Below are 24278 nucleotides of genomic sequence, written 5' to 3' on the forward strand. Positions count from 1 at the left end.
CTATTTGGGAAGTTCATGACGACAGGAGTAATGCGGCTTCCTTTAAGAACCTGGCTTTGACAGCGTCAGAGTCAGCTTCAAGAAAGAAGTTTTCAAAACTGCTTTCATCAATAAATGAATGACGTACTTGCGCCATCAATTCACCTAACTGCTTGCCTGACAAGCCGGTGATGTCAGCCGCAAGCTCACCATTGAATTGCTGCTTCAATTGTTTCTTGCGGGCGTATTTTTCCAGCGCCTGATCATAAGCCTGTCTGAAATCTGGAAAGAGTATGAAAGTCGTTTCCAGAAATTTCTGCTTTTGCTCATCACGCGCAGCCGTGCCAGCTTCTGCCCAAGGGTAGGCTGGCAATTTGATTTCATCCTGTTCATCGAGCCACAACAAAAAGGCATTATAAGTCGCCCGCTTGGCGTCACGTATCCTGGCCTTGTGATTACGGTTATCCAGCAGGTAAATCTCGCGATTCACATACGGCGAAGAGACGACATAGCGAAAGATATCTTGCAGGTTTTTGAATTGACCATTCCCGCGCATGCTCTCATACAGCAAGGCATCGTAACCGAGCAACTTCAGCGCCTGACTAAAATCTCTGGTGATGCACAATTCAGCAAGCAAATGATCGTGATCATCCGGTGCACGCAATGGATACAGCAAGCCAAGATGGCCAAACTTGGCACCAAATTTATGGGCGATGCGGCCTATCAGATTACCAAAATCATTCAAGCCAAAATAGCGGCTAGCAAAATCAAACGAGTCAGATTCTGTCCTGATCAGATCAAGCTGGAACACGCCTTCAGCTACTGCCAGGCCTATGCTGGTGACATCGCCATTCACGACAACTTCTGTCGCTTGCAGTACATCAGCAAATTGCCTGGCATCGTAACCTGTATCAGTTTCGATCAGAATATCAAGATCGCCAAAGTTTGCCTTGTCAGCATAAGCCATGACAGCCTCAATACGGCGATCTGGAAAATGCTGTCGCAATGTAGTGACGGCGTGATGTTCCACTTCGCTATACCTGCCTGCTGGTAAACGAATTGACTCGGCCTTTAGTGCATTTCCACCCATGATGTTCCTACCTGTCTGCGTGCTTGAGTAAATATGTATTTGAAATCAATTTAATTGATCTCCATGTCGAAATAAAGAGGGCTGCGAAACCTTGATCTTGCAGTGATTTCCCCTGCAGTAATGATGATATCATTGGGACCAGGCCGAGATGGCCACGAAACTGATTGAGGTCTATGAAATCACTAGTTATTCTTTTTATTGCATGCTTTTTTTCTCGCCTTGCGTTTGCAAGCGAACCTGCAAATGCGTCTGTTATTGAACCAAAACTCGTCAGTGTTCAAGCGGGCAAGATCAAGACAGCCACCTGCCCCGCTGGCATGACGATATGCTCGTATGAGGAATACCTCGAGCGCCTGGTCAACGTCCCTGCTTTTGAAATTGCTGAAACAGAAGTGACTTTTGCTGAGTGGGATGCATGTGTAAAAGATGGTGGCTGCGCGAGCCCTGTTTCGGAATTTGTATTCGAGAATCGACCCATTAAACCACCTTGCGTTGCCGGGGCAGCCTGTCAATATCCCGATGATGAGTCTTGGGGACGTGGCAAGCGTCCAGTCATCAATGTCAGTTGGGACGATGTTCAACTATACCTGAAATGGTTGAACGTGAAGACAGCTGGGCATTATCGCTTACCAACTTCAGTAGAATGGGAATATGCCGCCGCCGCCGGGGCAAGCACAGACTTCCCATGGGGAGCAAAACTGGGTAAAAATAATGCGAATTGTGACGGCTGTGGTAGCCAATGGGGTGGCAAACAAACTGCTCCGGTTGCTTCGTTCAAGCCAAATCGTTTCGGTCTTTACGATATGCTTGGCAATGTAGAAGAATGGGTATCCACCTGTTTCCCGAGCGCGCAAAAAGGCAGTCGAAAATGTTCAACTTATGCCTATCACGGTGGGGCGTGGTCATCTGTCGCCAAATCGATGGGCCTGAAAAATTTCAATGAGTTGTATGGCATGCTTAGAAAAAATTACATAGGATTTCGACTTGCCAGATAATTGGTGAAAGAGAGATCGGTGTTTACCGTGAAGCAGGATGTTGAGCTTGCGATCAATCACATGGTGCATCTTGGAAAAGACGAATGCTCTCACTACTGGACTACATCCAGACGCTGCATGGATGTGGAAATAAGGAATGATCGCCACGAATCGGCAAGGCCGAAACGGGTCTGTGTGTGGCGATCAAAGATGGTGCGTCAGGCGGGATCAGTGGACTGTAATAGTGAAAGCGAAAGTGAAGGACATGCGCCCGGCGGACCAGGGCAAGGCGCAAAACACAGCGATAGCGGGGCTATCGCGAGTATTTGCAACGCTGCCATGGTCGGCGCGCGCATGGCAGGCACTTCGCTTTCCACTGTTACAGTCCACTACAACCTGCAACAATCGGTGTAGAAGACCGGGGCTCTATCCTTTGAGCTACTGACACGAATGATGTGGAGGAAGCGGTGAGATTCGAACTCACGGACCTTTGCAGGCCTCCTGTTTTCAAGACAGGTGCAATAGACCACTCTGCCACGCTTCCATGACTGGTGCCGGCTGCAGGACTCGAACCCGCGACCCACTGATTACAAATCAGTTGCTCTACCAAACTGAGCCAAACCGGCGAAAACTGGCGGAAGATGTGCGACTCGAACGCACATAGGCTCGTGAGAACCCGCCGGGTTAGCAACCCGGTGCAATACCATTATGCGAATCTTCCTTCAAAAAATACCGCGCATGTGTGTGTACACATCCCACTGGTGAGGTAGTGAGGATCATATGATCAAACGGTAAAACTGGACCCGCCTGCAGGGGTCGAACCTGCGGCCTCAACATTCGTATTGTTGCGCTCTTCCAACTGAGCTAAGGCGAGAAAAAATAATGGCATCCCAGGCAGGACTTGAACCTGCAACCTTCGGTTTTGGAGACCGCGACTCTGCCAATTGAGCTACTGAGATATACAGGACTTACGAAAAGCTGCCCCAGCTGCGTTGCAACTCCTCTCCTAGGAGCCGCGTACTAAAGTACTGTCTTCGTCGTTGACGGTGCAGTCGGGGTTTCAGACAATATATTGTCTGCCGACGAAACGAACATCCTCTACAAAGGATGTTTCATAAAAGCGATAGCCTTGCTGGAACCGCTTTTCGTAAGTCCTGTTGAGGGTGTTGGTACTTGCAGATGGAGTTGAACCACCAGCCTCTGCCTTATCAAGGCAACGCTCTGACCAATTGAGCTATGCAAGTAAAAATAAAATGGTGCCCCTTGCTGGTTTTGAACCAGCGACCCACCGGTTATGAGCCGGTTGCTCTCCCACTGAGCTAAAGGGACCTTATGGCTCCTCGACCTGGATTCGAACCAGGGACAGATGCATTAACAGTGCATCGCTCTGCCAACTGAGCTATCGGGGAATTGATCTTAGAACTCATTTCATCTATAGGAGTGAGATGCGTTTGCCTCATAGCGTGGGCTGGCAAGACGGACGAGGCAGTCCAGTACACGTTATGAGGCAAACCCTTCGGGAACTGACGATTTGGGCGCATTGCTGCGTTGCGCCGTTTGCAAAGGCGGACGCCTTAGCTGCGCGTCACGCCTTGCACTGCATCGCAAATCGTCTTGTTCGCACTCCCTCCTATAGATGAAATGAGTTCTGAAAACATCGTTTAAAACGACTGCGCTTTAAGCGATATTCTTACTGGTCGGGATAGAGAGAATCGAACTCTCGCCGTTCGGTTAAAAGCCGAATGCTCTACCTTTGAGCTACATCCCGCATGATTGTTAAAGTTGGCATCTGACGATGCCTGGTCTTTCGCTTCATGATTTACTCCTGTGACGAAATTAAAAAAATGGTGGAGATGGACGGAATCGAACCGACGACATACTGCATGCAAAGCAGGCGCTCTCCCAACTGAGCTACACCCCCGTAATCTGTAAAGCAATTGCACATGGCTTGAAAATGCCAAGCTATTTACTGCGAATAAAATGGTGCGTCCCCGTGGTAACGATCCACGCTCTCCGATTTTTCAAAACGGCGCTTTCACCTGTTTAGCTTGAGACACAAAAATGGTGGATGGTGATGGAATTGAACCACCTACGTCTAGCGTGCTTGCGGGTTACAGCCGCACCCCTTACCGTTCGGGCAACCATCCTTAAAACTGTTGATACTGGAGTCCTTGAGCGGAATCGAACCGCCATTAGCTGAACGAAAATCAGCTGTCATTTGACGAGACAAAGACATTATGAAAAAAACCTCGGCAATAAACGCATATGAAGTTTTTTTCATGATGAGGCAGAAAAAACTAACATCCCTTCGACTGCATCTTGTATTCAGCCTTACCCCAAAAGCAGATGTTCCTGCCCTTGGGATAAAACTGTTGAACTTCCCAAATTGTTAAAGAGCTTCCATGATCCGGTGTTGTCCGGTCACGACCGCGTTGGCGGGTTTAACTACTGTGGTTGGCCTTGCCATACAACATGCAAACCATAAAAACTAAAATCAAAAAACGACACCAAAAAATCAAAAAGCCCGGAGCTTTTCAGGCATCCGGGCTTTTCAGCGCTGGGGTCTTGGGAGGCTTTAACTGCCGCCCGTGACCTGCAGGGTTTCCCCTCGAATGCTAGTGTTGCTAAACCATGTGGCCGCAAAACTAATTGTGCTGACATCACTGGATATTTCACTATCTGTATCTTTAGTTGTGCGTGTATTTTCGCTTGTGCGATACGAAGCTGCATAGGCATGCCATGTACTGTTCACATTTGCTTCAACTCTGCCAAGCGACGTCAAAGCCCGCGCTGTCTTGCGCAAGTTTTTTGTCAGTTCTTGTATCAAAGTTGTTTTCACGATCATTCCTAAATAGAGTGTGTTGCTTGGTTGATGTACGTATCTTGCCACAGCTTTTTTATAAAAACAAGCATCGCATGACGAAATTATTCAAATAAATGATGTATTTTTGCGACGCATGCAAATATTGTACGCATTACGATACTAGCGTCGCGTGCATTTCCTACTGAGTTCCGCTATGAAAATCAGCCCCAGACATCGCACCAGCCACTCTCTTTGACCAGCTTGCCGGGGAAGATGCCACAGCCACCCCAGCCCTTGCCCTTGTCTTCATATAACTGGCAGCTGCCACATTTTTGTGTGTCCTTGAAGTCGGGGAAGCGCTTGGTGTCGACTTTACTTGCGTCTTCTAGATAGGCATGTTGTTTGGCTGCCGGGTCATCTTCTTTCAGGATGGAGTCAGCAGCGTAGCTGTATGCCGTGCATATGGTCAGGCAGGCACCTGCCACCTGGGTGATGAAAATACGGCGGTGTTGATTGATGTCCATTTTGATGTCTATTTAATGTCTATTTAATGTCTAAGTAATGTCCGTGCTTGCGCTTGCTTATTCTTGCGTCAGGTGATCTGCCGCAAGGCCATGAGTATTCTTGAAGAATCATTCATTTTACATCCGCCCTCATAGCCACTGCTTGCAAATGCCCTGGCTTTTATTTTTGCAGCGCGTCTATCTGTTTTTGCAAAGTTTTATCGACCACAAAATCTGGATAGCTGACACGGAATTTTCGCCATTCTTCCAGTGCCTCTTTGTTACGCTGGTTTTTCAAAAGTTGCTCGATTTTTTGTACCCAGTCAGAGGCGCTCAGACGGGTTTCAGGTGCCAGTGCAGCAGATAGCGGCGGTGCAGCCGCAACAGGGGGAGCAGCCATGGCGATACGTGGTACTGGCTGGGCTGGTGCGGTGGCCAGCATGTCGGCTTTTTTATCTGCCAGGGAGGCATCGGCTTTTGCCTTGCCCGTAGCGTCGGCAATAATGATGCGTTCAGGCGCTGTCGTTACTGGTTTTGCTGCAATCGCGGCGTGCGACCTGGATTCTGCTTCACCGACTTTGGCCAACATGCCTGAGGCTTCTGTTTTGGCAGGGCTGGGGCTCGCCATTGGTGCGCGCATTGTTGCATTGCTGGCGTATTGATTGTCCGCAACCGTTTTTTCTTCGCTGGCGGCTGAACTGGAAATAGACTGCACGGGGGCCGCAGCTGACATATCTTGTCTGCGTATGTTTGACCCTGTAATCGTCACCCTCACAGGCTCCGGTGCAACGGCCACCATGACAGGTGGAGCTGCAGCCGTGGCTGCTATGGGGTCAGTTTGCTGAACAGCTGGCCTGGGTTCACTATGTGGTTTTGCGACACTAGTGCGTCTGGCGTCAGTGGCTCCCTGGCTTTCTTTAGCTTTGCTGGCTTCCATGGCTGGAGGGGGGATATCATTCGCGGCTGCTGCAGGTGCCGCGGCTTCTGCGCTCTTCGTCTCTTTCGCCAAATCTGCCTGGGCAAGTTGCGGCAATGCAGAATGTTCCTGCTCTTGCGAGATCGGTGCATTTGGCGAGGCGACGGTCACAGGGTCTGTAGTATAAGATTCCTGCTTGTATTGCATGACCACGGGTATAGCAAACAGTATGCTGGCGGCCAGGCTCAGCGGCAACTTCCAGCGCCATAAAAATGAGGGTGGTTTGCCGTGGCCTTCCGGGCCTATGGCATCATTGGCTGCTACGGCCAATGCAGGCGTGGATGCTGCAAGGGCACGCTCTGCCTGGGCGATGATAGCCGCATCCAGCTCCGCCGACGGTTGTGCCTGCGGCAAATCTTGCAGCAGGCTGGCGAGTTTGCCCTTGCCTTGCAGGAAATCCTCAAACTCAGCATCTTGCATGTCGTCATTCCTGGATGTCATGCTGGCTCCCCCTGTGTCTGGGTATGCAATTCGGCACGCAATTTTTGCATGGCATAACGTAATCTGCTTTTTACGGTCTCCGTTGATACGGCGGTAATGGTGGCAATTTCTTCCAGGCTCAGGCCATTAAATTGCTGCAAGACCAGCGCTTCTTTTTGTTCGCTGGGCAGGCTCCTGATGGCTTCATGCAAGCGGTCAGCCTGCTGTTTTTTTTCCAGTTTTTTTTCTGGTGACCTGGTCAGCGGTGTGGATTCTTGTGTACTTTCCAGCGTGTGCTCATATTGCTCAGGGTCGGCGTCGAGCAGGCTTTCTCTCTGACGCAGCAGATCGATGAGGCGGTTGCGGGCGATCTGGTACAAGTAGGTCTTGAAGCTAGCCAGGGGCGTGTATTGCGATCTGGCTGCATGCAAGGCCGCCCAGCTATCCTGCACGATTTCATCCACCCATTCCTGACGTGGCGAACGCCAGTCTATAAAACGGTACAAACCCAGGCGATGGCGCTGATACAACTCTTTGAAGGCGAGCAGGTCGCCATCGCAATAGAGCAGCATCAAGGCCTCGTCTGTTTGTGGTTCGGTCGTCATGGCCGCTAGTTTAACGGAAAATCCCGTCTCACCAGCATAATTTCCATGTACCGTTAAGGTAAAACTGTAACGCAAGCAAGCGGCTTTCAGCGTTTTTCTGACAATAATCAATTTGCCAGAAAAACGCTCAGGCCAGGCTTTGCCCTGTACTAAGGCGCGATGCGTATTGCCAGCGGCGTTGTCCACGTCTTGTCCGTATCGTTGTAGTACAGATAGGCAGAAGAGGCTGGCCCGGTATAGCTGCCTGGCACCGTTGCCACCAAGTCTACTGCCAGCTTTTTCACTTCGCCTGGCTTCATGTCACGGAAATACAGTATCACTTCACGGGCACGGGTTTCATAGAAAGCTATCTGTCCTTTTTCACGCATTTCTTTCAATTGCCAGTTCTGGAAAGTCAGGCCACCAGGCAAGCCCAGACGTACCAGGCTCATGGGCTGGCCAGTTTGCGTCTTGTTGCTGATGACTGCATCGAGCCTGACGGTTTCACCCATTTTCAGATCTGCTTTGGCCAGGGTGGTGCTCAGATTGATGACGGCGGTATTGGATGAGGCCGGTTCATTGCTGCGGTATTCAATCGCCATGGAATACGGCAGGGCAGATCCGCCGCTGGTTTTGAGCGTGATATTGTGCTTGCCAGGTGTCAGCAAATTTTCAAAATCATTGAACAACAAAGGTTCACGCTTACCCGCCTCATAGCTTTTCTCGCTGACGATGACACCATCAACAATCAGGCTGACTTTACCAGCCGTGGGGGCAACCCTGGTTGCTTCGTCAAAGGCGATCATTGCCTTCAAAGCCAGCACAGTGGCCTGGGTCGCACCCCATTGACCAAAGCCGCTGCGGTTGGCCTGTAACCAGGTGATGCCCTTGCGTGCCTGCTCCAGATGGCCATCTGCTTTGAGCATGGCCAGCACCGCCAGCGACGTGGTTTCTATATGCAGATTGCTGCCACCGCTGTGGGTGATGGAATGATCTGCATTCGTCCAGGAACCGTTGGCGTTTTGCATGCCCACCAGTTTCTCCAACGCAGCGCGCCGTGCTTTCTCTGATACTGTTGCTTTTGCAGAGGGGGCCAGCATGGTGCCACTTGCCAGTGCCAGTTGATAGGCATCTTGCGTGGTTTCGGCCAGCTTGGCGGATTTGCCTATTTCCTTGTCCAGCCCAGTTTCACCAGCGCTGACCAAGGCCCAGGTGATGTAGGCATCAGTGACTTCTGGCGCAGCACGACCAAAACTATCGAGCGCCTTGGCATCACGCTGGTAACCACCGTTGCCATCACGTCTGGCTTTCAACCAGGCTCCAGTGCGTGCCAGCATGGCAGTGTCGACGGAACCGTAGATATTCTTCATATCGGCAAATTCCAGCAAGCCATAGGCAGTCAGCGCTTCATGGCCGGGGTCACCGCCAAACCATTCATAACCTTTTTTCGGTGATTCAAAGCCAGCCAGTTTCTTGTAGCCGTTGTCCAGCAATTTGCTGGTGCGTTCCAGCAAGGCACTATCGGCCACATCATGCTGCTTCAGGTATTGCATGATCATGACGTTAGGATAATTGGTTGATGAAGTTTGCTCGAAACAGCCAGACGGTTCGCGCAACATGCCTTCCAGGCCAGATACCATGGTAGCGAGCGGTGAGGTATACACCCTGATCGAAGTCTGCACGCTACCTTTATTGGCTTTGCTGAGATCAATATCATGCGTGACCTGTCCCTTGATTTGCCCTGACTTTTCCAGCAATTGCGGAAAGCCAGGTGCGACCACGGGTATGCTGCGCAAGATTTCATCTTTCAAGCCTGATGCAGTTGCCGACAATTGCACCTGCGATAAACCCTGAGTACCCGTGACTTCAATCGGGATAAACAGGCTCTTGCGCTGGCCCGCAGCGATAGCATCGACTTTATCCTTGCTGCCATTGGTTTTCAAAAGCTTGCCAAAATCGCTGTTGAGTGTGACCTTGACAGCCTGTTCACTTTCATTGCTCAGGGTGACGGGGATCAGCGGCTTGTCCCCTGCTGATATTTCCAGCGGCAGTTTGGCCGACAAAGAAAATGGCAAGGATGATTTGAGGATGTTTTCACTATGCCCGGCTTGCCCGCCACCGACACCTTCTGCCGTGACACGGAAAGACGTGACTGCATCCGACAAGGCCAGCTTCAAGGTCGCCTTGCCATGCTTGTCGGTTTTTACCGAAGGTGCCCACAGCACCGTGTCGCGGTAATCATCGCGCGGCCCGGCATAATCAGGCGTATAGGCAGGAACCGGGAATACCCGCACTGTTGCCCAGGCCTGTTCCATCATGACTGGCCTGGCCTCCATTCTCGCTTCAGCACGGGCGAAATCTTTGTCAGCCATAGGGGGTGTTGGAAAATATTGTGCTTCCACCTGCGGAGGGGCCGCGGCGATGACATTGCCCGCAACAAATTTTTCTTTCATTTTCGCCATGGCAGGTTTTTGCGGTACTGATGGTGCTTCAGCTACAACCATTTTTTTCAATTCTTGTGCGGCAACCGGAGCAGGTGCTGCCATTGGCAACACCAACGGCTCGGGTTTCATAAAAGGGACAGGATTGGCTGGTGCCGCATTGGCATTTTGCCGGCGGATATTGCTACCAGTAATAGTGATATGCTGAATCGGGTTAGTAACCTGCACCCAGTCAAAGCGTCTATAGCCACGCGTGCCCATCAGCATATCCAGTGCCATGGCGCTCTTGTCTTCACCCAGATCGGTATAAAAATTAGGTTCTTCTATCTTGCCGGGCAATTCACTTTCCAGCAGCAGGCGCGATAGCATATTGGCGCTCTTGTCGTCGGCAAACGACAGCACCGTGTCATCGACTACAGACAGCGCCAGTTCTGCCGGTACCGCATTGCCGCTGCTATCTCTGGTGCTGATGTTCAGGGCAACTTCACCGCGTGGCACATAGGCTTTTTTATCTTGTTCTACCTTGATCTCAAGCCGGTTGCGGCGATTGCGGAATACCAGGCGCTCCGCCAGTGGATTCAGGTTCTGGTTAAACAGGGTGACGCGGGCGATGCCAGCGGTCGTCGTCGTGGCAGGGTCTTTGGCCTTTAAATAGATGACTGCCGGTTTGGCTGGGCCAGCCTCGATACTGCCCGCATCCAATAATTTGTCACGCACGGTGGCAGCGACCACGACTTGTTGCGTGGTGCTGCATTGCACGGCGACGCGCAAGGCTTTTTCTTGTCCATCCAGATCATCATAGCTGCGCATGACACAGCCTGCTTCTTCTGCCAGCGGTAAAGCATAACGCTCAGTGACAGTACTGGGCTTGCTGATTTCTGCATGATAAGTGCGACCTGTAGCTGGCGTAAACGCCACACGGCCCAGGCCATTTTTATAGGTGCTGAATTTGGCGACTGTATTACCCAGGTCATCGATCAGCTTACCCTCGGTATCTGCCGGTTTTCCCAGGCTGGTTTTGGCTTCAAAATACAAGCGAGTAGGCAAGCCCGCCACCATCTTGCCACCCTCAGGGAAGAAAGACAGCGCCAGTTTGTTTTGCAGGATGGGTATGGATTTTGAAATCGATTCAGTGACCCCGCCATCTTCTACCAAGATCGTCAACAAGCCATCACCTGTGCGGATGTTCTTGGGTAAATCAAATTTCACCAATGCTTCACCCGTGGTATCGGTGGTGACATTCACGCGGGGTAACTCCATACCATCTACAGTGGCTACGGCGACCAGGCGTTTGCCTGACAATATCTCGCCAGTAGGTCGTTTGACGGCGATCATGGCGCTGACCTGTTCACCTGCGCCATAAGATTTTTTGACGAATTCCAGGGTTTTCTTCACGCGTGGTGCTTCAAATGCAGACACGATGATGGCGCGCTCCAGTTGCTTGCCATCGCCGGTTGTTATGCGTATCTTGTACTCACCGCCTTGCGCTTCAGCAGGCAATTCAAAATCATTGGCCGCACTGCCTGTATCAACACGCAAACGCTTCTTACTTACGCTGGCACCTTTAGGTGAAATCAATTCCACCGTGGCCTGTTCTATTGCGGCACCCGTTAAATTGCGGGTTTTCAAGTCCCAGCTTTTGAACCAGATGGTTTCTCCCGGTTTGTACAAAGGCTTGTTGACCTGTATATACAGGTTACGGCCCTCATGCGTGTCGAAATAACTATTGATCAGGGCAGGCAATTCTTCTGCGCGCACTTGTTTGATCCTGGCTGAGGCAGCAGGTGCAGGTTCCGCCGCGACCGCGGCCAGTACTGGCTTTTGCCCGTCCTGGGATGCCAGGGCCTTGTTTTTATTGTCGCCAGTTTGTCTTGAAGTCGTGGCATCCGCTTGCGGGTTGAGCATCACGTCCCCAGTGGTAGTCACGGTTTCTGCAACGTCACCGAACTGGCAGCCGCCCAGCATCAGCAGCAGCAAGGGACACAAGATCGGCGCTTTAAAGTAGTGGCCAGTTTTTTTCATGATTGATAATTCCTGTATTTTTAGTTTGAACGAGGGCCTGGGGAAACCCCCAAGCGGCCTTGCAAGTCATTGCGTTTTGTTGATTTTTATTAAGCCGGGATTTAATTCGGGTCAGGCACAAAACCGCCGGGGAAGGGATTGGCATCCTGATGGCGGCTACGCGGGATGATGCCGCGTGCTACCAGATGGGCATAAGTGTCATACTGGATGCTGATGATCTCTTCAGGCTGCTGGCTGGCGCGGCGGAAATCGGTATTCCTGACGCTGCTGTCTATGCGTTCACCATGGCCCGTGCCTATCCTGGCATCCATGGACTTTTCTGCCATGTCAGACTTGCTTTTTGCCAGACTGCCCATCGCTTCAGCAGAAGGTGGGGTAGAGGTCACAGGGGCAGGCGCAGGGGCGGCAGATTCAGCCCGGCGTGAATACCAGGGCTCTAGAGGCGCAGGCTCCCTGTATTCCCTGAACAGCGCAACACCGATGACGCCTACATTGTCTGGCCTGCCCGTGCGGGCCGCATACGAATCAGGCAACTGGGTGAAGTAGAAAGCCGCCACTTCATCCATATTCTTACGCCAGCCTTTTACCTCTACCGGCTGCTGTCCCGCCAATACATAGCCTGATTGCTGGGGCGACGCCGTGGCACCCGTCAATACATTGACGCCGTCGACGGACAAGACAGACAAAATACGCCCGCCAGTCTTGTTGGTGATTTCTACCGCATAACGCTCACCGGGCTTGCCTGCCACATAATTATTGCCTTGATGACGCCATATGGGCAGCCTTTCCCCCGTGCTTTGATTGATGATACTGACGCCAGCAAGCTGGCCTGCATGTGCGATTGTGCTCATCGCTCCCATAGTCCCCAGTACCAGGGCTGCGAGTAAAGATGTCCATTTATTCATTTTCTTCTCCATATTGTTCTACATAAAAACGAGCTTCATACTCATTAAACGGAGCAGCAAAACAAAAGGGGTTAAGATTTTTAAAAAATAATTGAATAGATGGCTGTGTTCTCGTCATCTAGTGTCACATTTTCAATTTTTAGGGATAATATGAAGCTAAGGCGAGCTTAAGTTACCTAAATTGCTCGCAGCAATCATCTCAGGAACAGCCATGAACACAGAAAACACCAGCGAATCAGGCAGTACAACTGCCAGCACGGCAGCAGATGCACAATACCTCGATGCAGTAGAAGTACGCGTCCTCGGCGTGCTGGCAGAAAAAGAAGCCGCCACCCCTGACAATTATCCGCTGTCATTGAACACCCTCGTCAATGCCTGCAACCAGCTCACCAGTCGCGACCCCGTCATGTCTGTGACTGAGTCTGAGGTGCTGGAAGCCATAGACAGGCTGGCCACCAAAAAACTGGTCAACGCCATCCACCAGGCCGGTGCCCGCGTTGCCAAGTATGAACACCGCATGCGCATCAAATGGATGCTGGACCAGCCCAAAGTGGCCGTGCTGACCATACTCATGCTGCGCGGTTTCCAGACCGCAGGCGAAATCCGCGCCCGCGTTGGCCGCCTGCATGAATTTGCCAGTGTCGCAGACGTAGAAAAATGCCTGGACTACCTGATGGACAAATACCCACCCCTGGTCGCCCGTTTGAACCTGACACCAGGCACCAAGGAACCGCGCTACGCTCACTTGCTGTCCTGTGATGAAGCCAGCCTGGATCAAGCAGAAGCCACTGGTTTTTCCGGCGGCGGCGCTTCAAAAAATGACAGGGTCAGTCAGCTGGAAGCAGAAGTCGCCCAACTCAAGCAGCAGGTCAGTGATTTGAGTGCGCAGTTTGCGGAGTTTAGGAAGCAGTTTGAATAGATAGCTGTAAGACCAAAAAGCTCACCACAGAGACATGGAGACACAGAGGGGGCACAGAGAAAATTCTTTGATGAACTCTCTGTACAAGCTCAGTGTCTCTGTGTTGATAGATCTTGCCCTTCACTCGATTATTTGTGATTGAGCATCACAATCACGACGACGACAGCGATGGCCAGCAACACCGCCCCAGCAATTTTCCACGCTGAATACGGACGTTCACCCTGTACCTGGCCAGTCTGGCCATTCACCAGGAAACGGTAAGTTTTGTCGCCATATTTATAAGACGATAGCCAGATAGGCAGCAAGATATGCTTGAAGCTGATATTTGAATAGCGCGGCTGCATCGCAATGATGCGCTGGTGGTCGCCGCCGATATCGCGGCAGATGGCATCGCGGATTTCGCCTTCCATCTTGCCCTGGGCATCGACAAAGCCGGGTTCCAGTCCCACCTGATAAGCCTCTACCGTGAAGCCGGATACATAATCATCACGATAACCCTGCAGTTTTTCCAGGCGCCATGGCGCAAGGTTTTCTGCATACGCAGTCGGCAGGGTTTTTGAGCCTACGACCAGTACATCATCAAATGATACCTGTACCGCGCCCACTGCCGGGTACCAGTTGGTACGCGTCACCTGGCGGCTCTTGGTTTCGCCGTTTTCAGTATAGTTTTCTGTCACCGTGTAATCGACACCGCGCTGGCCCTGATAGGTAGTGTCGCTGTCGGCATCATAAGTCCAGTAAGGGGTGTAGATGCCCTTGAGGCCGCGCTCGGCCCGGTAAGCCTGCTTCAGCGCATTGGGGGCGAACCACAGGCCGGTAATCCAGTTGGCAAACTTGCTGCGCGCCTCTGATTCCTTGATATCAAATGGGGCAATCGCCTTCGGTTTGATCTTGCGTGCAGAATAAGCATTCGCGGCAATCAGCGGCACCGCGCAAAACGGGCAACGGTCAGACACTAGATTGGCCGCCAGTTGCGACTCTGCCCCGCAGCCTGTGCATTTCACATGCTGGCTGGCGAGCATGGGTTCATTGCCAGCCTGTTCTGCCAGGTAAGCCTGATAATCCAGCTCTTCTACCGCTGCGACCGTGGCTTCCTTGTCTTCAGGGATATCATTCTTGGCGCCGCAATACGGGCATTGTAGGGCGTGCTGGCCAGGCGCATATTCGAGTTTGGCACCACAGGATTTGCAGGGATAGTTTTTTGTCGTCACTTTGATGATTCCAAAACAAAATAGAAAGCGCCGCAACCATCAGTTGCGACGCTGTATCAGAGCAGGAGTTTATTGCGGTGGCAGCGGTGGTGGCATCGCTGCAAACAAGCCAGACAAGTCAGCCTGTTCACCCGCCTTGCCCCAGGCCGCCATGCCCTGACGCCATACCAGGCTATCACGCGTCAAACTGCCATTGCCCACATGCGATTGCAACAAACCCAGATCAAACGGCCCGGTCTGTGCACCATTTTGCGCGACAAAATAAGCGACTGCTGTCGGCAAAGGTGGTGGCATACCACCGCCTGCTGCTGGTGCAGATGCTGGAGCTGCAGCAGGCGCTGCCGCAGGTTGCGGATTATTGCCAAACATCGTGCCCATGCTCTGGCTCAACATACCACCCACGCCTACACCCATCATGGCACCGGCCATGCCCGGGTTTTGCGCGGCATCACGCAAAGCCTGTGCACCCTGGTACTGGGCGAACTGGTTCATATTGCCGATCACGCGCATCGCACCTTGCTGATCGATGGCTTTTTCCACTTCTTCCGGCAAACCTATGTCCTGCACCTGCACTTCGCACAGTTCCAGACCATATTGGGCAAAGTCAGCAGCAATTTTTTCCTGTATGCGCTTGCCCACTTCAGTGACCTTGGCTTCCAGGTCGATGACAGGCACGCCAATTTCAGGCATGACTTCCTTGATGCGCATGCCTATCTTGCCGCGCAGGTTTTCTTCTATATCCGCTGTCGTAAAATCAGCCTTGGTACCGACCAGCTCAGACAGCATGGCCTTGGCATCCACGATGCGTATGCCATAGATACCAAAGGCAGTCACACGCACCACGCCAAATTCAGGGTCGCGCATGGTGGCAGGCCCAGCCGTGCCCCACTTCATATTGGTAAAGCGGGTAGTCTTGAAGAAATACACTTCAGCCTTGAAAGGGCTGTTAAAGCCATATTTCCAACCCTTGAGCGTACTCAGCAAAGGCATGTTCTCGGTCGACAGCTCATACATGCCCGGCGTAAACACATCCGCCACCTGGCCCTTGCCCATCTGGCCTTCATTGACCATGATGGCAATCTGCCCCTCGCGCACCGTCAGCTTGGCACCCATCTTGATTTCATTCTGATAGCGCTCAAAGCGATGCACCATCACATCGGGACTGTCATCCAGCCATTCGACGATATCGATAAATTCATTGCTGAGCTTATTCCACAGACCCATAGTGTTCTCCAAAAAAACAAAATTCTTGTAGGATGCTGGCAGGCAATTCTATTGATAGCGGCCAACAGCTATTCGGCGAATAGGCTTAAGTGACTGAATTTCACCAGCACATTCGGCGTAGACGAAGTATTGCTGAATTGGTACATTATCACAAGGGTAGAGGAAGGGAAATTGTGTTGTAAGCGTTTGTAAATGCCTATACAAAGAGCTTATTAAAACAATTGGCAAAAAAATTTGATTTTTGATGGCAAAGAATTTGGTAGATTTCTTCGAGTTTCAGAAGTGTTCCTGGATTTAAAGCGAGGATATACTGTTTTTCCTACACGTTGTGCTAATCTTTCTAAGAGGATGCTCTACAGCAAGCGTCATAGATATCTGTTCGACGAGCTCTACGCAAATCTCATCAGATATGAGAAAAGAGAAATCCATTGGTTTTATATAGATTACGATTAAATAAGCTAGCTTTCCAATATAAATATACTGATTACGGTGTTGGCTCAGACTTATTTTTTGTGCAAATGATTCCGTCAGATATTGATTTTTGATTAAGCCTTATCCTCGTCATGGCAAGGATAAGGCTAGTGAGTTAAGGGCGATCAGGTATTAACTTACCCCGCCTGATCCACTCTCTCCAATCTCCCTGCACCGGCTCCCCAACTCCTCAACGTATGCCCCTTCACCGCATACATGAAGATCAACAGGTAGCAGGGCAGCATGACCCAGTAGGCGGTTTGGGAATTGCCTGCGTCTGAGAATTTGCCGTAGAGCATGGGCAGTAGCGCGCCACCGGCGATGCCCATGATGAGCAGGGCGGAACCGGCGGCGGTGTATTTTCCCAGGCCTTGCAGGGCCAGCGGCCAGATGGCTGGCCAGACCAGGGCGTTGGCCAGGCCCAGCATGGCGAGGAAGAAAACGGTGTTGGGCACGACGGGCACGCCTGCCCAGCCTATGATTGCCTGGGCAATGCCGGTGTCGGTGGCTGAGCTGGTAGCGACGCCAACGGTGAATAGCAGGCCGCTGACGGCAGAGAATAGCAGGGCGGCTTTTTGAGTCATGAGCCTGGGGATGGTGGTGGCACCCAGCAGGTAACCCAGCACCATGAAACCCATGGTGTAGGAAGTCAGCACGGCATAGTTGCTGACACCCAGGTTACGCCCATACAGGCCTATGGTGTCACCGGCAATGACTTCAACGCCGACATAGGCGAATAGGGAAAGTGCGCCCAGTACCAGTTGCGGGTATTGCAGCACACCCCATTTCGTGACTTCTGGCTGGTTCTTTTCTTCTTCTGCCTGCAATTCTGGCAGGGAAGAAAAATGCACGATGCCCATGACTAAAAGCAAGCCGCCCGCCATGATGGCATAGGGGTAGACCAGGCGTGCTGACAGTTCGCTACGCAAGGCAAGGCGGCCAGCATGGTCGAGTGCTGCCAGGGCAGTATCAGAATATTGCTCTATACCAGACAAGATCAGTGCAGAAAACACCAGTGGCACGACGATGCCAGCGCCCTTGTTGAACAAGCCCATGATGCTGATACGCATGGCAGCGCTCTCGCGTGAGCCTATGCAAACGATGTAGGGGTTGATGGCTGTCTGCATCAGCGTCATGCCGGTGGCCAGGGTGAACAGGGCCAGCAAGAACAGGCCGTAATAACTGGATTTGGCTGCCGGGATAAACAGCAGGGCACCGATTGCCATGATGCCCAGGCCTAGCGTCATACCATTTTTGTAGCCGGTGCGGCTGAGTATGGCGGCAGATGGCAGGGCCATGACGGTGTAGGCGATATAAAACGCAAACGTCACCCATAGGGCCTGGAAGTTATTCAGGTCGCAGACTATTTTCAAGAATGGGATCAGCGAGCCATTGAGCCAGGTGGCAAAGCCGAGGATAAAAAACAAGAGGCTGATAAAGAACATGGCGACGACCACGTCCTTTGTTGACCCCCTTGCCTGATCATTGTTATTCATGAGGTATTCCAAACATATGTAAAGTGGTCATTTGATGCTGAGCTGATGGACTATCTCAGTCCTGGCTGCTACTTATTGCAAAAAAGCCTCCCCCACAGTGTCATCAGGGGAGGCTTTTTGCTACTGGCCTGTATCACTCCGGGCCATCAAGGTGCAGATCAGAACTTGGCTCTGACACCTACGCTATAACGTGCACCGTTTTCATACACGCCGACTGGCAAGCCATCGGTGGTATTCGTGCGTATCACAGAATTGGTCAGGTTGACTGCAGTGGCGAACAGGCTGATCTTGGGTGTGATATCCCAGTTGGCCGTGGCATCCCATTGGCCATAGGCGCTGGTGACATCCTGGCCACCTTCATCCAGGCCGCCGTAGGACTTGGAACGATAGTTATACGAGACACGGAAGCTGATACCGTTCTTTTCATAATAACCACTGGCATTCAACTGATTGCGGGAATTGCCGATGACGTTCAGTTTCTGCCCACCGGCGATAGAGCCTGCCTTGGCATCAGTAAATGTGTAGTTGACGATGGCACCAAAACCATTGCCAAATGCCTGCTGCCACTGCAGCTCAAGACCATTGATGACAGCACCATTGTCGGCATTATAGGGACGTGTTACCGGGCGGGTTACGCCACCGACATTTTCTTGCGAAGTCGAGGTATAGATAAAGGTATCGAGACGTTTGGTGAACAAGGTCGCAGACAACATCGATGCATCAGCGAAATACCATTCTGCACCTATTTCGGCCTGGTCGGCATGGTAAGGTTTCAGTAAAGGGTTACCGGCAGTGGCTGCATTGGTGGTACCGCTGACTTCAGTACTGGCGCTGAGATCGCTATAAGTGTTGCGGGCCATCACGCGGGCTATGGCACCACGTACGATTAAATCTTTGCGCCAGTCATACACCACGTTCAGGCTAGGCAAGACATCATTATAGGTACGGGTGGTGCTGACCAGGTTGTAGATGCCATTTGGATTTTGATAGGCTTCAGAACTTTGCTCAGTTTTGACGAGGCGCACACCAAAGTCACCACGCCATTTGTCGACCGCATAATCGGCCTTGACATAAGCGGCTGTGATTTTTTCCTGTATCTTGTAATACTCACCCTTGGCTTCGTTATAAACCATGCCCTTGTCATACATGGCAAAACCTTTGCTCGTAGCCAGTGCATCGTTGACCCAGGCGTATTGCGTCAAAGAGCCTGCATTGGCTGCCGCCTGACTCAACAGTGGTGAGGGGCCAGTCGACAAATCAGCCAGGCTGAAAGATTGCCAGCCCGGGCTGTCTGGGCCTACCGTACCTATGGTGCGATGGTTTTGCACAGTATTGTCACGGTATTTCAAACCGAATTTGATATCCTTGATGAAGGAGCCAGTCAGGTCCAGCGTCATGTCACCCTGTACATAATTCTCCTTGCTTTCCATCTTGCGTACCCAGTCACGTGCATTTTGCAGTGTGAGCTTGGTCGGATCCAGCGGGCTCATGTCGAGATAAGACACTTGATACGTATCCGGTGCGATATTGATGGTGGCGCGGGTATTGCCAGTGAACCAGAAATTGCGGTCATGCGTGCTACCACCTTGTGCAGCAGTGGAACCTAACTGTCCATGCAGTTTCCAGCCATCGCCTTCATAGTTGCCTTCCAGGTCCAGCACTTTGGATTTGATATAGGCTTCGCGATAGATAGGTTCAAACGAGACGCCGGTCGTTGGGCCTACGGTACCGCCGACCACGGCCTTGGTGCCGTCAGATGTCGTGATGAAACGTGGATTGGTGATATTGATGACGTGGTTCTTGTCTGCCAGCCCACCGATCTGCCACAAGTAGTTCTGGTTACTATTGTCCATGTTCATGTCTGAATTGATGTAATTCAGAGAGACATCACTGTCACGGTTAGGCTTGATTTGCAGAGTGACATTGCCAGTCGTGCGTTCACGGTCCTGACGGAAAATCGCTGAACCACCACCCCAGGATGCATAAGCGTTTGGCGTTGATACATTATTTTGATCGACGATGGTGTACTTGGTGGAATCAGTAAAATTCTCCAGGCCATCGCGACGCATGGTGCGTTTTTGTTTGCTCAGGGACAGCAAGATGCCCATAGTATTTTCATCATTTTTCCAGTTCACCAGACCAGAGACTTGCGGGTCTGTCTTCTTGGGCAAGTCAGAATAAGTCGCTTCCAGCGAGAACTGTCCAGTCAGTGGCGCCTTGAACTGCAGGGGTTTGCGGGTTTTGACATTGACCAGTCCACCTATGCTGCCTTCATCCAGGTCTGCCGATGGGCTCTTGTAGACATCAAGACTGCCGACCAGTTCAGAAGGCAGGATGTCATAGTTAAAGCCACGGCTTTGGGAATCATTTTTCCACCAGTAGGCAGAGGCAACAGACTGGCCATTCAACTGCGTCATGTTGAGGCTTTTGTCGGTGCCGCGTACGAAGATGTCACGGCCTTCACCCCAGGTGCGGTCTACCGAAATGCCGGGCACGCGTTGCAGGGAATCGGCGACGTTCTTATCCGGGAATTTACCCAGGTCTTCTGAGTTGACGGTGTCAACGATATTTTGTGAATCGCGTTTGCCAGCCAGGTTTTTTTTCAGGGTATCGCGTATGCCGCGTACTTCTACCACTTGTGATCCTGGCTTGTCTGGTGTTGCTTCATCTGCCGCATAGACTATATCAAATGCGGTGGTGCCGAGTACCAGTGCTATTAATTGCGGTAATACTTTTTTCTTGAATACGGGTGTGCTCATCTAAGTCTCCTTCAGTTATTTTATTCATTAGTATTAAGATCACATCTATTTTTAACGCAACAATTTTGACCTCTCTATGGACCACAGCAAGCGAGGTAAAAAATAATTCTCATTAAACTCTTTTTGCTTTTCTTCATTCAAGCATCTCCCTTTGAAAATCTGATTCTTCATTTTTGCAGTTCAAAGGAAGCTGATATCCAGACCATGCAGACTACCCAGCACATCCATTTCACATATGGAAAACGAAAAAAAATGCCGACGCCGCGCTAAGCGTCGGCAAAATAATCACACTTCTTGGGGGAGGTATGATCTTGGAACCTGTTTACGATCTTAAGCGCGAGCGTAATGTGCGTCCACGCGGGACTCATGCGCTGCTCTTCATCCCTACAGATCGTAAACAGGTTCTTAGCGCTTGAACTTGTACGCACTTGCAAAACTATTCTGTACCCTTGCTGCTGCTTCCTTGCTTGTGACCGTGCCATTCAATAGATCGGCATTCACATTCCATAATTCCTGTTCCATGCTGGGCTGGCCGCGATTCAAGATCTGCGCATTGACGCGTATGCTGGATTCACATGCCGTGCGCCATTCCATCATTTGCTTGCCTATCGGGTCGCGCACGGCGATCAGGTGATTTGATAGCGAAAAAAAACCGGTCACGCGGTTGGTATATAAGTCGGCAAATTCTTGCGAGCCCAGCCATTCTATAAACTTGTAGGCATCTTCCTTGTTACGGGATTTTTTATTGATTCCTATGCCTATATCCATATGATCGAGGATGTAGCACTTGTCGCCAGCAGCGCGTACCGGTGGTGCAAACACGCCAAAATCCAGACCCTGCACTTGATTGAAATAAGAGATATCCCAGGAGCCAACAGGGTAGACCGCCGCCTTGCCAGTAGCGAATTGATGCTGACTGTCGCTATAGGTTTGCGTGCTGGCGGTGCTGGGTAAATAGCTGCCAAGTTTTGCCGCGTAATCAAAAGCGGCCACATACTGCGCATCGGTGAATTTTGCCTTGCCTGCGATAAGCGCCTTGCGACCGGTTTCGCCATGCCAGTAATTGGGTCCTATGCTGGTGAACAGGGTTTGCGTGGCTTCCCATTTTTCTGCTGTGCCCAGCGCGAGTGGGACATAGCTGCCATTTTTTTTCACTGTATCCAGCACAGTCAAAAATTCAGCCTGAGTTTTGGGTGCCTGTAGATTGAGCTTCTTGAAGATTTTTTTGTTGTACAAGAAACCGTGTATGACAGATGCCACCGGCATGCAAAAAGTCGCTTTCGCATCATCGGTTTGCCAGGCCAGCAGGGCGGTTGCCTCAAAATGCTCCATGCCAGGCTTGCCATCGAGCTTTTCCAGATAACCCTTGTTGTACAAAGACTGTGATACATCAAACGGGCGGCAGGCTACCAGGTCACCGGCAGTGCCATTGGCAAAATGTGCTTGCAAGCTGCTGTCGTATTCTGTTGGCGTGGTCGGCGCGAAGCGTATATCTATGCCTGGATGACGTTTGGCAAATGCGGGTATCAAAACAGTTTCCCACAAGGCCTTGTCATCGACGCGCCAGCTCTCCAGGGCGAGCGTGCCTGCCTGGGCAGTGCTCATCATGGCGGTGGCGCATAACAAAGCGATGTGGGGAATACGGTTCAAGGGAAATCCTGTTAAGAATATTTTCAGGCTCAACAAATCGATATAAATGAACTACTTGAAACTGATACTAGCAACGTGGTGAATGTAATGCCACTTGCCTATCTGTTTAGCGCATCTTTTCATAAGTGCTTGATTTATTAGCACTTTGTGTAAACTGGTCAGGTGTGCCGCTTACAAATCCTTACCCGGTTTTGATACTGACATTGCCGCTTGCTGGTGGGTCGGTGATTTGTATATGTTTGAATTCCTCAGCTGGCAAAACTTAATTTAAGAATTCCTTACAAAACTTTACAAAAGTCCAGATTCAGGTGTTGTGATTCGCGCAGGAGGAGGCCAGCTTGTTCGGCAATAACAAGCTGAGGCAAGAAAAGATAGGAAGGGCGTGAGGCAATGCCGGTTCAGGCATTGCCTTCGTTAGGCAGGGTGATGATGGCCTTCAAGCCACCTTCGGGATGGTTTTCCAGCACCAGCGTGCCGCCATGGGCTTCAATGACACTGCGGGCTATGCCCAAGCCCAGGCCCATGCCGCTTTCATTCAGGCTGCGGCCATGTACCAGGCGTACATAGGGATCGAACAGATTCGGTAAGGCATCTTCCGGTACGCCGGGGCCGTGGTCCCGTACTTCTATGATGACGGCATCGGTAGCAGCGCGTACGCTGATTTCTGCACGCTCGCCATAGTAGAGGGCATTGTCGAGCAGATTACCTATCGCCCGTTTCAATGCCAGTGGCTTGCCATGGACGCTCACGCCTGAGTCGGCAAACTCCACATTATGCTTGGCCAGATGGGCGCTGCGTACCAGTCTGCGTATCAGCGGGTCCAGTCTCACTTCGGTGGGGTTTTCATGGATGTCGCTATCTTTCACGCATTGCAATGCACCCTTGACCATCATGTCGAGGTCATCGAGGTCTTCTTCAAATTCGCCACGCAGGGCATCATCGTCGAGTAATTCAGAGCGCAGCTTGAGGCGAGTGATGGGCGTACGCAAATCGTGTGAGATGGAGATGAACAGTCGTTCACGATCTTCGATATAGCTTTGTATGCGCTGGCGCATGGCGCTGAAGGCACGGGCAGTATTGATGAATTCCTGGCTGCCAGTCTCAGGCAAATCCGGTACCTGCTCACCCTTGCCAAAGGCAGCGGCGGCATCCGACAAGGCTGCCAGTGGCCGCGTGATCCAGCGTACCACCATGATGGACAGCAGCAATACCGCAGCCAGTGACAAACCCTGCAAGACCAGGCGGTCAAAGGACAGGGGGTCGTTGCCCTTCAAAAAATAAGGATTGGGCATGAGGGCAGCCAGGTATAACCAGTTACCTGGTTCCAGCTCGGTCTGTATCACCAGCACAGGTGCAGGTTCAGGCTTGATCAGCAGGATATGCTGCACCCAGCTCTCAGGCAAGTCGGTGATGCGGGTGCCGTCGACAGAGGTCGTCAATTGATCTGGCCAGGCAAAGGCCAGCTTGAATTCAGGGTATTGTGGCAAGTCGGTCTTGAGGGTATTGCCGACCTTGCCCAGCACCGTATGCGCCAGCGTCTGTGATTCTATTTCTGTGATGGGGACATAGGCATTATTTGCCTGCACAAAAAAACGCGTACCACCCATCTCACGGAATTGCTGTATCAACACAGTGCGGTAATTAGGCGGCAGGCTGCGAAAGAAACGTATCGCGCTCGATGCACTATGCGCCAGGTATTGCGCAGCCGTAGTCGCTTCTACCTCAGCCTTGGCGCGTTGTTGCGTAGTCCAGATGGCACTGCCCACCAGTTGCGTCAGCAGCACGCCGCAGACCATGACCAGCGACAAGCGGCCCAATAGCGATTGCGGCAGCCAGCGCTTTAACATGATG

General features: G+C 51.5%; 15 protein-coding genes and 12 tRNA genes. 2 read left to right on the plus strand and 25 right to left on the minus strand.

Going from position 1 to position 24278, the window contains the following annotated elements:
* Positions 1–13: 13 nt before the first annotated feature.
* Complete coding sequence (locus ACO0LC_RS02025) at positions 14–1069, minus strand: hypothetical protein (protein WP_423000114.1); 1056 nt, start codon at positions 1067–1069, stop codon at positions 14–16.
* A 173-nt stretch (positions 1070–1242) separates the two neighbouring features.
* On the opposite strand from ACO0LC_RS02025, the gene ACO0LC_RS02030 reads away from it, so the two are divergent.
* Positions 1243–2064, plus strand: coding sequence for a formylglycine-generating enzyme family protein (locus ACO0LC_RS02030; protein WP_423000116.1), 822 nt, complete (start codon positions 1243–1245; stop codon positions 2062–2064).
* Positions 2065–2254: 190 nt separating this feature from the next.
* Here the strand turns inward: ACO0LC_RS02030 and ACO0LC_RS02035 are convergent.
* The 18 genes from ACO0LC_RS02035 to ACO0LC_RS02120 all read right to left on the minus strand — a co-directional run bounded on the left by ACO0LC_RS02035 (position 2255) and on the right by ACO0LC_RS02120 (position 12697).
* Positions 2255–2491, minus strand: a tRNA-Arg gene (locus tag ACO0LC_RS02035).
* An 8-nt stretch (positions 2492–2499) separates the two neighbouring features.
* Positions 2500–2587 (minus strand) — tRNA-Ser (locus ACO0LC_RS02040).
* Positions 2588–2592: 5 nt separating this feature from the next.
* A tRNA-Thr gene (locus ACO0LC_RS02045) sits at positions 2593–2669 on the minus strand.
* Positions 2670–2675: 6 nt separating this feature from the next.
* Positions 2676–2764: transfer RNA gene (locus ACO0LC_RS02050), tRNA-Ser, on the minus strand.
* A gap of 77 nt (positions 2765–2841) precedes the next feature.
* Positions 2842–2917 (minus strand) — tRNA-Arg (locus ACO0LC_RS02055).
* A 9-nt stretch (positions 2918–2926) separates the two neighbouring features.
* A tRNA-Trp gene (locus ACO0LC_RS02060) sits at positions 2927–3002 on the minus strand.
* 208 nt (positions 3003–3210) lie between these two features.
* Positions 3211–3287, minus strand: a tRNA-Ile gene (locus ACO0LC_RS02065).
* A gap of 10 nt (positions 3288–3297) precedes the next feature.
* Positions 3298–3372, minus strand: a tRNA-Ile gene (locus ACO0LC_RS02070).
* Positions 3373–3376: 4 nt separating this feature from the next.
* Positions 3377–3452: transfer RNA gene (locus ACO0LC_RS02075), tRNA-Asn, on the minus strand.
* 285 nt (positions 3453–3737) lie between these two features.
* A tRNA-Lys gene (locus tag ACO0LC_RS02080) sits at positions 3738–3811 on the minus strand.
* 77 nt (positions 3812–3888) lie between these two features.
* Positions 3889–3964, minus strand: a tRNA-Ala gene (locus tag ACO0LC_RS02085).
* A gap of 141 nt (positions 3965–4105) precedes the next feature.
* Positions 4106–4190, minus strand: a tRNA-Tyr gene (locus tag ACO0LC_RS02090).
* A gap of 428 nt (positions 4191–4618) precedes the next feature.
* Positions 4619–4882 (minus strand): hypothetical protein, encoded by a 264-nt coding sequence (locus ACO0LC_RS02095; protein ID WP_423000118.1) that lies wholly within the window; start codon positions 4880–4882, stop codon positions 4619–4621.
* Between the two features lie 185 nt (positions 4883–5067).
* Positions 5068–5370, minus strand: a complete 303-nt coding sequence (locus ACO0LC_RS02100; protein WP_423000120.1) for a high-potential iron-sulfur protein — start codon at positions 5368–5370, stop codon at positions 5068–5070.
* A gap of 160 nt (positions 5371–5530) precedes the next feature.
* On the minus strand, positions 5531–6766 hold the full coding sequence (locus tag ACO0LC_RS02105; protein ID WP_423000122.1) for a hypothetical protein: 1236 nt from the start codon (positions 6764–6766) through the stop codon (positions 5531–5533).
* Positions 6763–7536 carry a sigma-70 family RNA polymerase sigma factor gene (locus ACO0LC_RS02110; protein ID WP_423000124.1) on the minus strand — a complete coding sequence of 258 codons (774 nt, stop codon included), beginning with the start codon at positions 7534–7536 and terminating at the stop codon, positions 6763–6765. The genes ACO0LC_RS02105 and ACO0LC_RS02110 overlap by 4 nt, the downstream gene beginning before the upstream one ends.
* The gene (locus ACO0LC_RS02115; RefSeq protein ID WP_423000126.1) at positions 7500–11792 is read right to left on the minus strand and encodes an MG2 domain-containing protein; all 4293 of its coding nucleotides are present in this window, start codon (positions 11790–11792) and stop codon (positions 7500–7502) included. The genes ACO0LC_RS02110 and ACO0LC_RS02115 overlap by 37 nt, the downstream gene beginning before the upstream one ends.
* Before the next feature lie 101 nt (positions 11793–11893).
* The gene (locus ACO0LC_RS02120) at positions 11894–12697 is read right to left on the minus strand and encodes a hypothetical protein (protein WP_423000128.1); all 804 of its coding nucleotides are present in this window, start codon (positions 12695–12697) and stop codon (positions 11894–11896) included.
* Positions 12698–12908: 211 nt separating this feature from the next.
* On the opposite strand from ACO0LC_RS02120, the gene ACO0LC_RS02125 reads away from it, so the two are divergent.
* A complete protein-coding gene (locus ACO0LC_RS02125; protein ID WP_423000130.1) occupies positions 12909–13616 on the plus strand; it encodes a YceH family protein in 708 nt (235 codons plus the stop codon).
* Between the two features lie 128 nt (positions 13617–13744).
* Here ACO0LC_RS02125 and ACO0LC_RS02130 read toward each other — a convergent pair whose 3' ends face one another.
* The 6 genes from ACO0LC_RS02130 to ACO0LC_RS02155 all read right to left on the minus strand — a co-directional run bounded on the left by ACO0LC_RS02130 (position 13745) and on the right by ACO0LC_RS02155 (position 24274).
* Complete coding sequence (locus tag ACO0LC_RS02130; protein ID WP_423000131.1) at positions 13745–14827, minus strand: hypothetical protein; 1083 nt, start codon at positions 14825–14827, stop codon at positions 13745–13747.
* A 69-nt stretch (positions 14828–14896) separates the two neighbouring features.
* The gene (locus ACO0LC_RS02135; protein ID WP_423000133.1) at positions 14897–16051 is read right to left on the minus strand and encodes an SPFH domain-containing protein; all 1155 of its coding nucleotides are present in this window, start codon (positions 16049–16051) and stop codon (positions 14897–14899) included.
* A 608-nt stretch (positions 16052–16659) separates the two neighbouring features.
* Entirely contained in the window at positions 16660–18018 is a 1359-nt protein-coding gene (locus ACO0LC_RS02140; RefSeq protein WP_423000135.1) for a sugar MFS transporter, read from the minus strand.
* 158 nt (positions 18019–18176) lie between these two features.
* A complete protein-coding gene (locus tag ACO0LC_RS02145) occupies positions 18177–20777 on the minus strand; it encodes a TonB-dependent receptor (protein WP_423000137.1) in 2601 nt (866 codons plus the stop codon).
* A 405-nt stretch (positions 20778–21182) separates the two neighbouring features.
* Positions 21183–22385, minus strand: a complete 1203-nt coding sequence (locus tag ACO0LC_RS02150; RefSeq protein WP_423000211.1) for an ABC transporter substrate-binding protein — start codon at positions 22383–22385, stop codon at positions 21183–21185.
* Between the two features lie 440 nt (positions 22386–22825).
* Positions 22826–24274 (minus strand): ATP-binding protein, encoded by a 1449-nt coding sequence (locus ACO0LC_RS02155; RefSeq protein WP_423000139.1) that lies wholly within the window; start codon positions 24272–24274, stop codon positions 22826–22828.
* Positions 24275–24278 lie beyond the last annotated feature (4 nt).

The organism is Undibacterium sp. JH2W (assembly GCF_049340425.1).
Classification (GTDB): domain Bacteria; phylum Pseudomonadota; class Gammaproteobacteria; order Burkholderiales; family Burkholderiaceae_D; genus Undibacterium.

What these genes read in the sequence shown, in the direction of transcription:
- ACO0LC_RS02025 (WP_423000114.1), bottom strand. Translation starts at nt 1,069, where the DNA reads ATGGGTGGAAATGCACTAAAGGCCGAGTCAATTCGTTTACCAGCAGGC.
- ACO0LC_RS02030 (WP_423000116.1), top strand. Translation starts at nt 1,243, where the DNA reads ATGAAATCACTAGTTATTCTTTTTATTGCATGCTTTTTTTCTCGCCTT.
- ACO0LC_RS02100 (WP_423000120.1), bottom strand. Translation starts at nt 5,370, where the DNA reads ATGGACATCAATCAACACCGCCGTATTTTCATCACCCAGGTGGCAGGT.
- ACO0LC_RS02105 (WP_423000122.1), bottom strand. Translation starts at nt 6,766, where the DNA reads ATGACATCCAGGAATGACGACATGCAAGATGCTGAGTTTGAGGATTTC.
- ACO0LC_RS02115 (WP_423000126.1), bottom strand. Translation starts at nt 11,792, where the DNA reads ATGAAAAAAACTGGCCACTACTTTAAAGCGCCGATCTTGTGTCCCTTG.
- ACO0LC_RS02120 (WP_423000128.1), bottom strand. Translation starts at nt 12,697, where the DNA reads ATGAATAAATGGACATCTTTACTCGCAGCCCTGGTACTGGGGACTATG.
- ACO0LC_RS02125 (WP_423000130.1), top strand. Translation starts at nt 12,909, where the DNA reads ATGAACACAGAAAACACCAGCGAATCAGGCAGTACAACTGCCAGCACG.
- ACO0LC_RS02135 (WP_423000133.1), bottom strand. Translation starts at nt 16,051, where the DNA reads ATGGGTCTGTGGAATAAGCTCAGCAATGAATTTATCGATATCGTCGAA.
- ACO0LC_RS02140 (WP_423000135.1), bottom strand. Translation starts at nt 18,018, where the DNA reads ATGAATAACAATGATCAGGCAAGGGGGTCAACAAAGGACGTGGTCGTC.
- ACO0LC_RS02145 (WP_423000137.1), bottom strand. Translation starts at nt 20,777, where the DNA reads ATGAGCACACCCGTATTCAAGAAAAAAGTATTACCGCAATTAATAGCA.
- ACO0LC_RS02150 (WP_423000211.1), bottom strand. Translation starts at nt 22,385, where the DNA reads ATGATGAGCACTGCCCAGGCAGGCACGCTCGCCCTGGAGAGCTGGCGC.
- ACO0LC_RS02155 (WP_423000139.1), bottom strand. Translation starts at nt 24,274, where the DNA reads ATGTTAAAGCGCTGGCTGCCGCAATCGCTATTGGGCCGCTTGTCGCTG.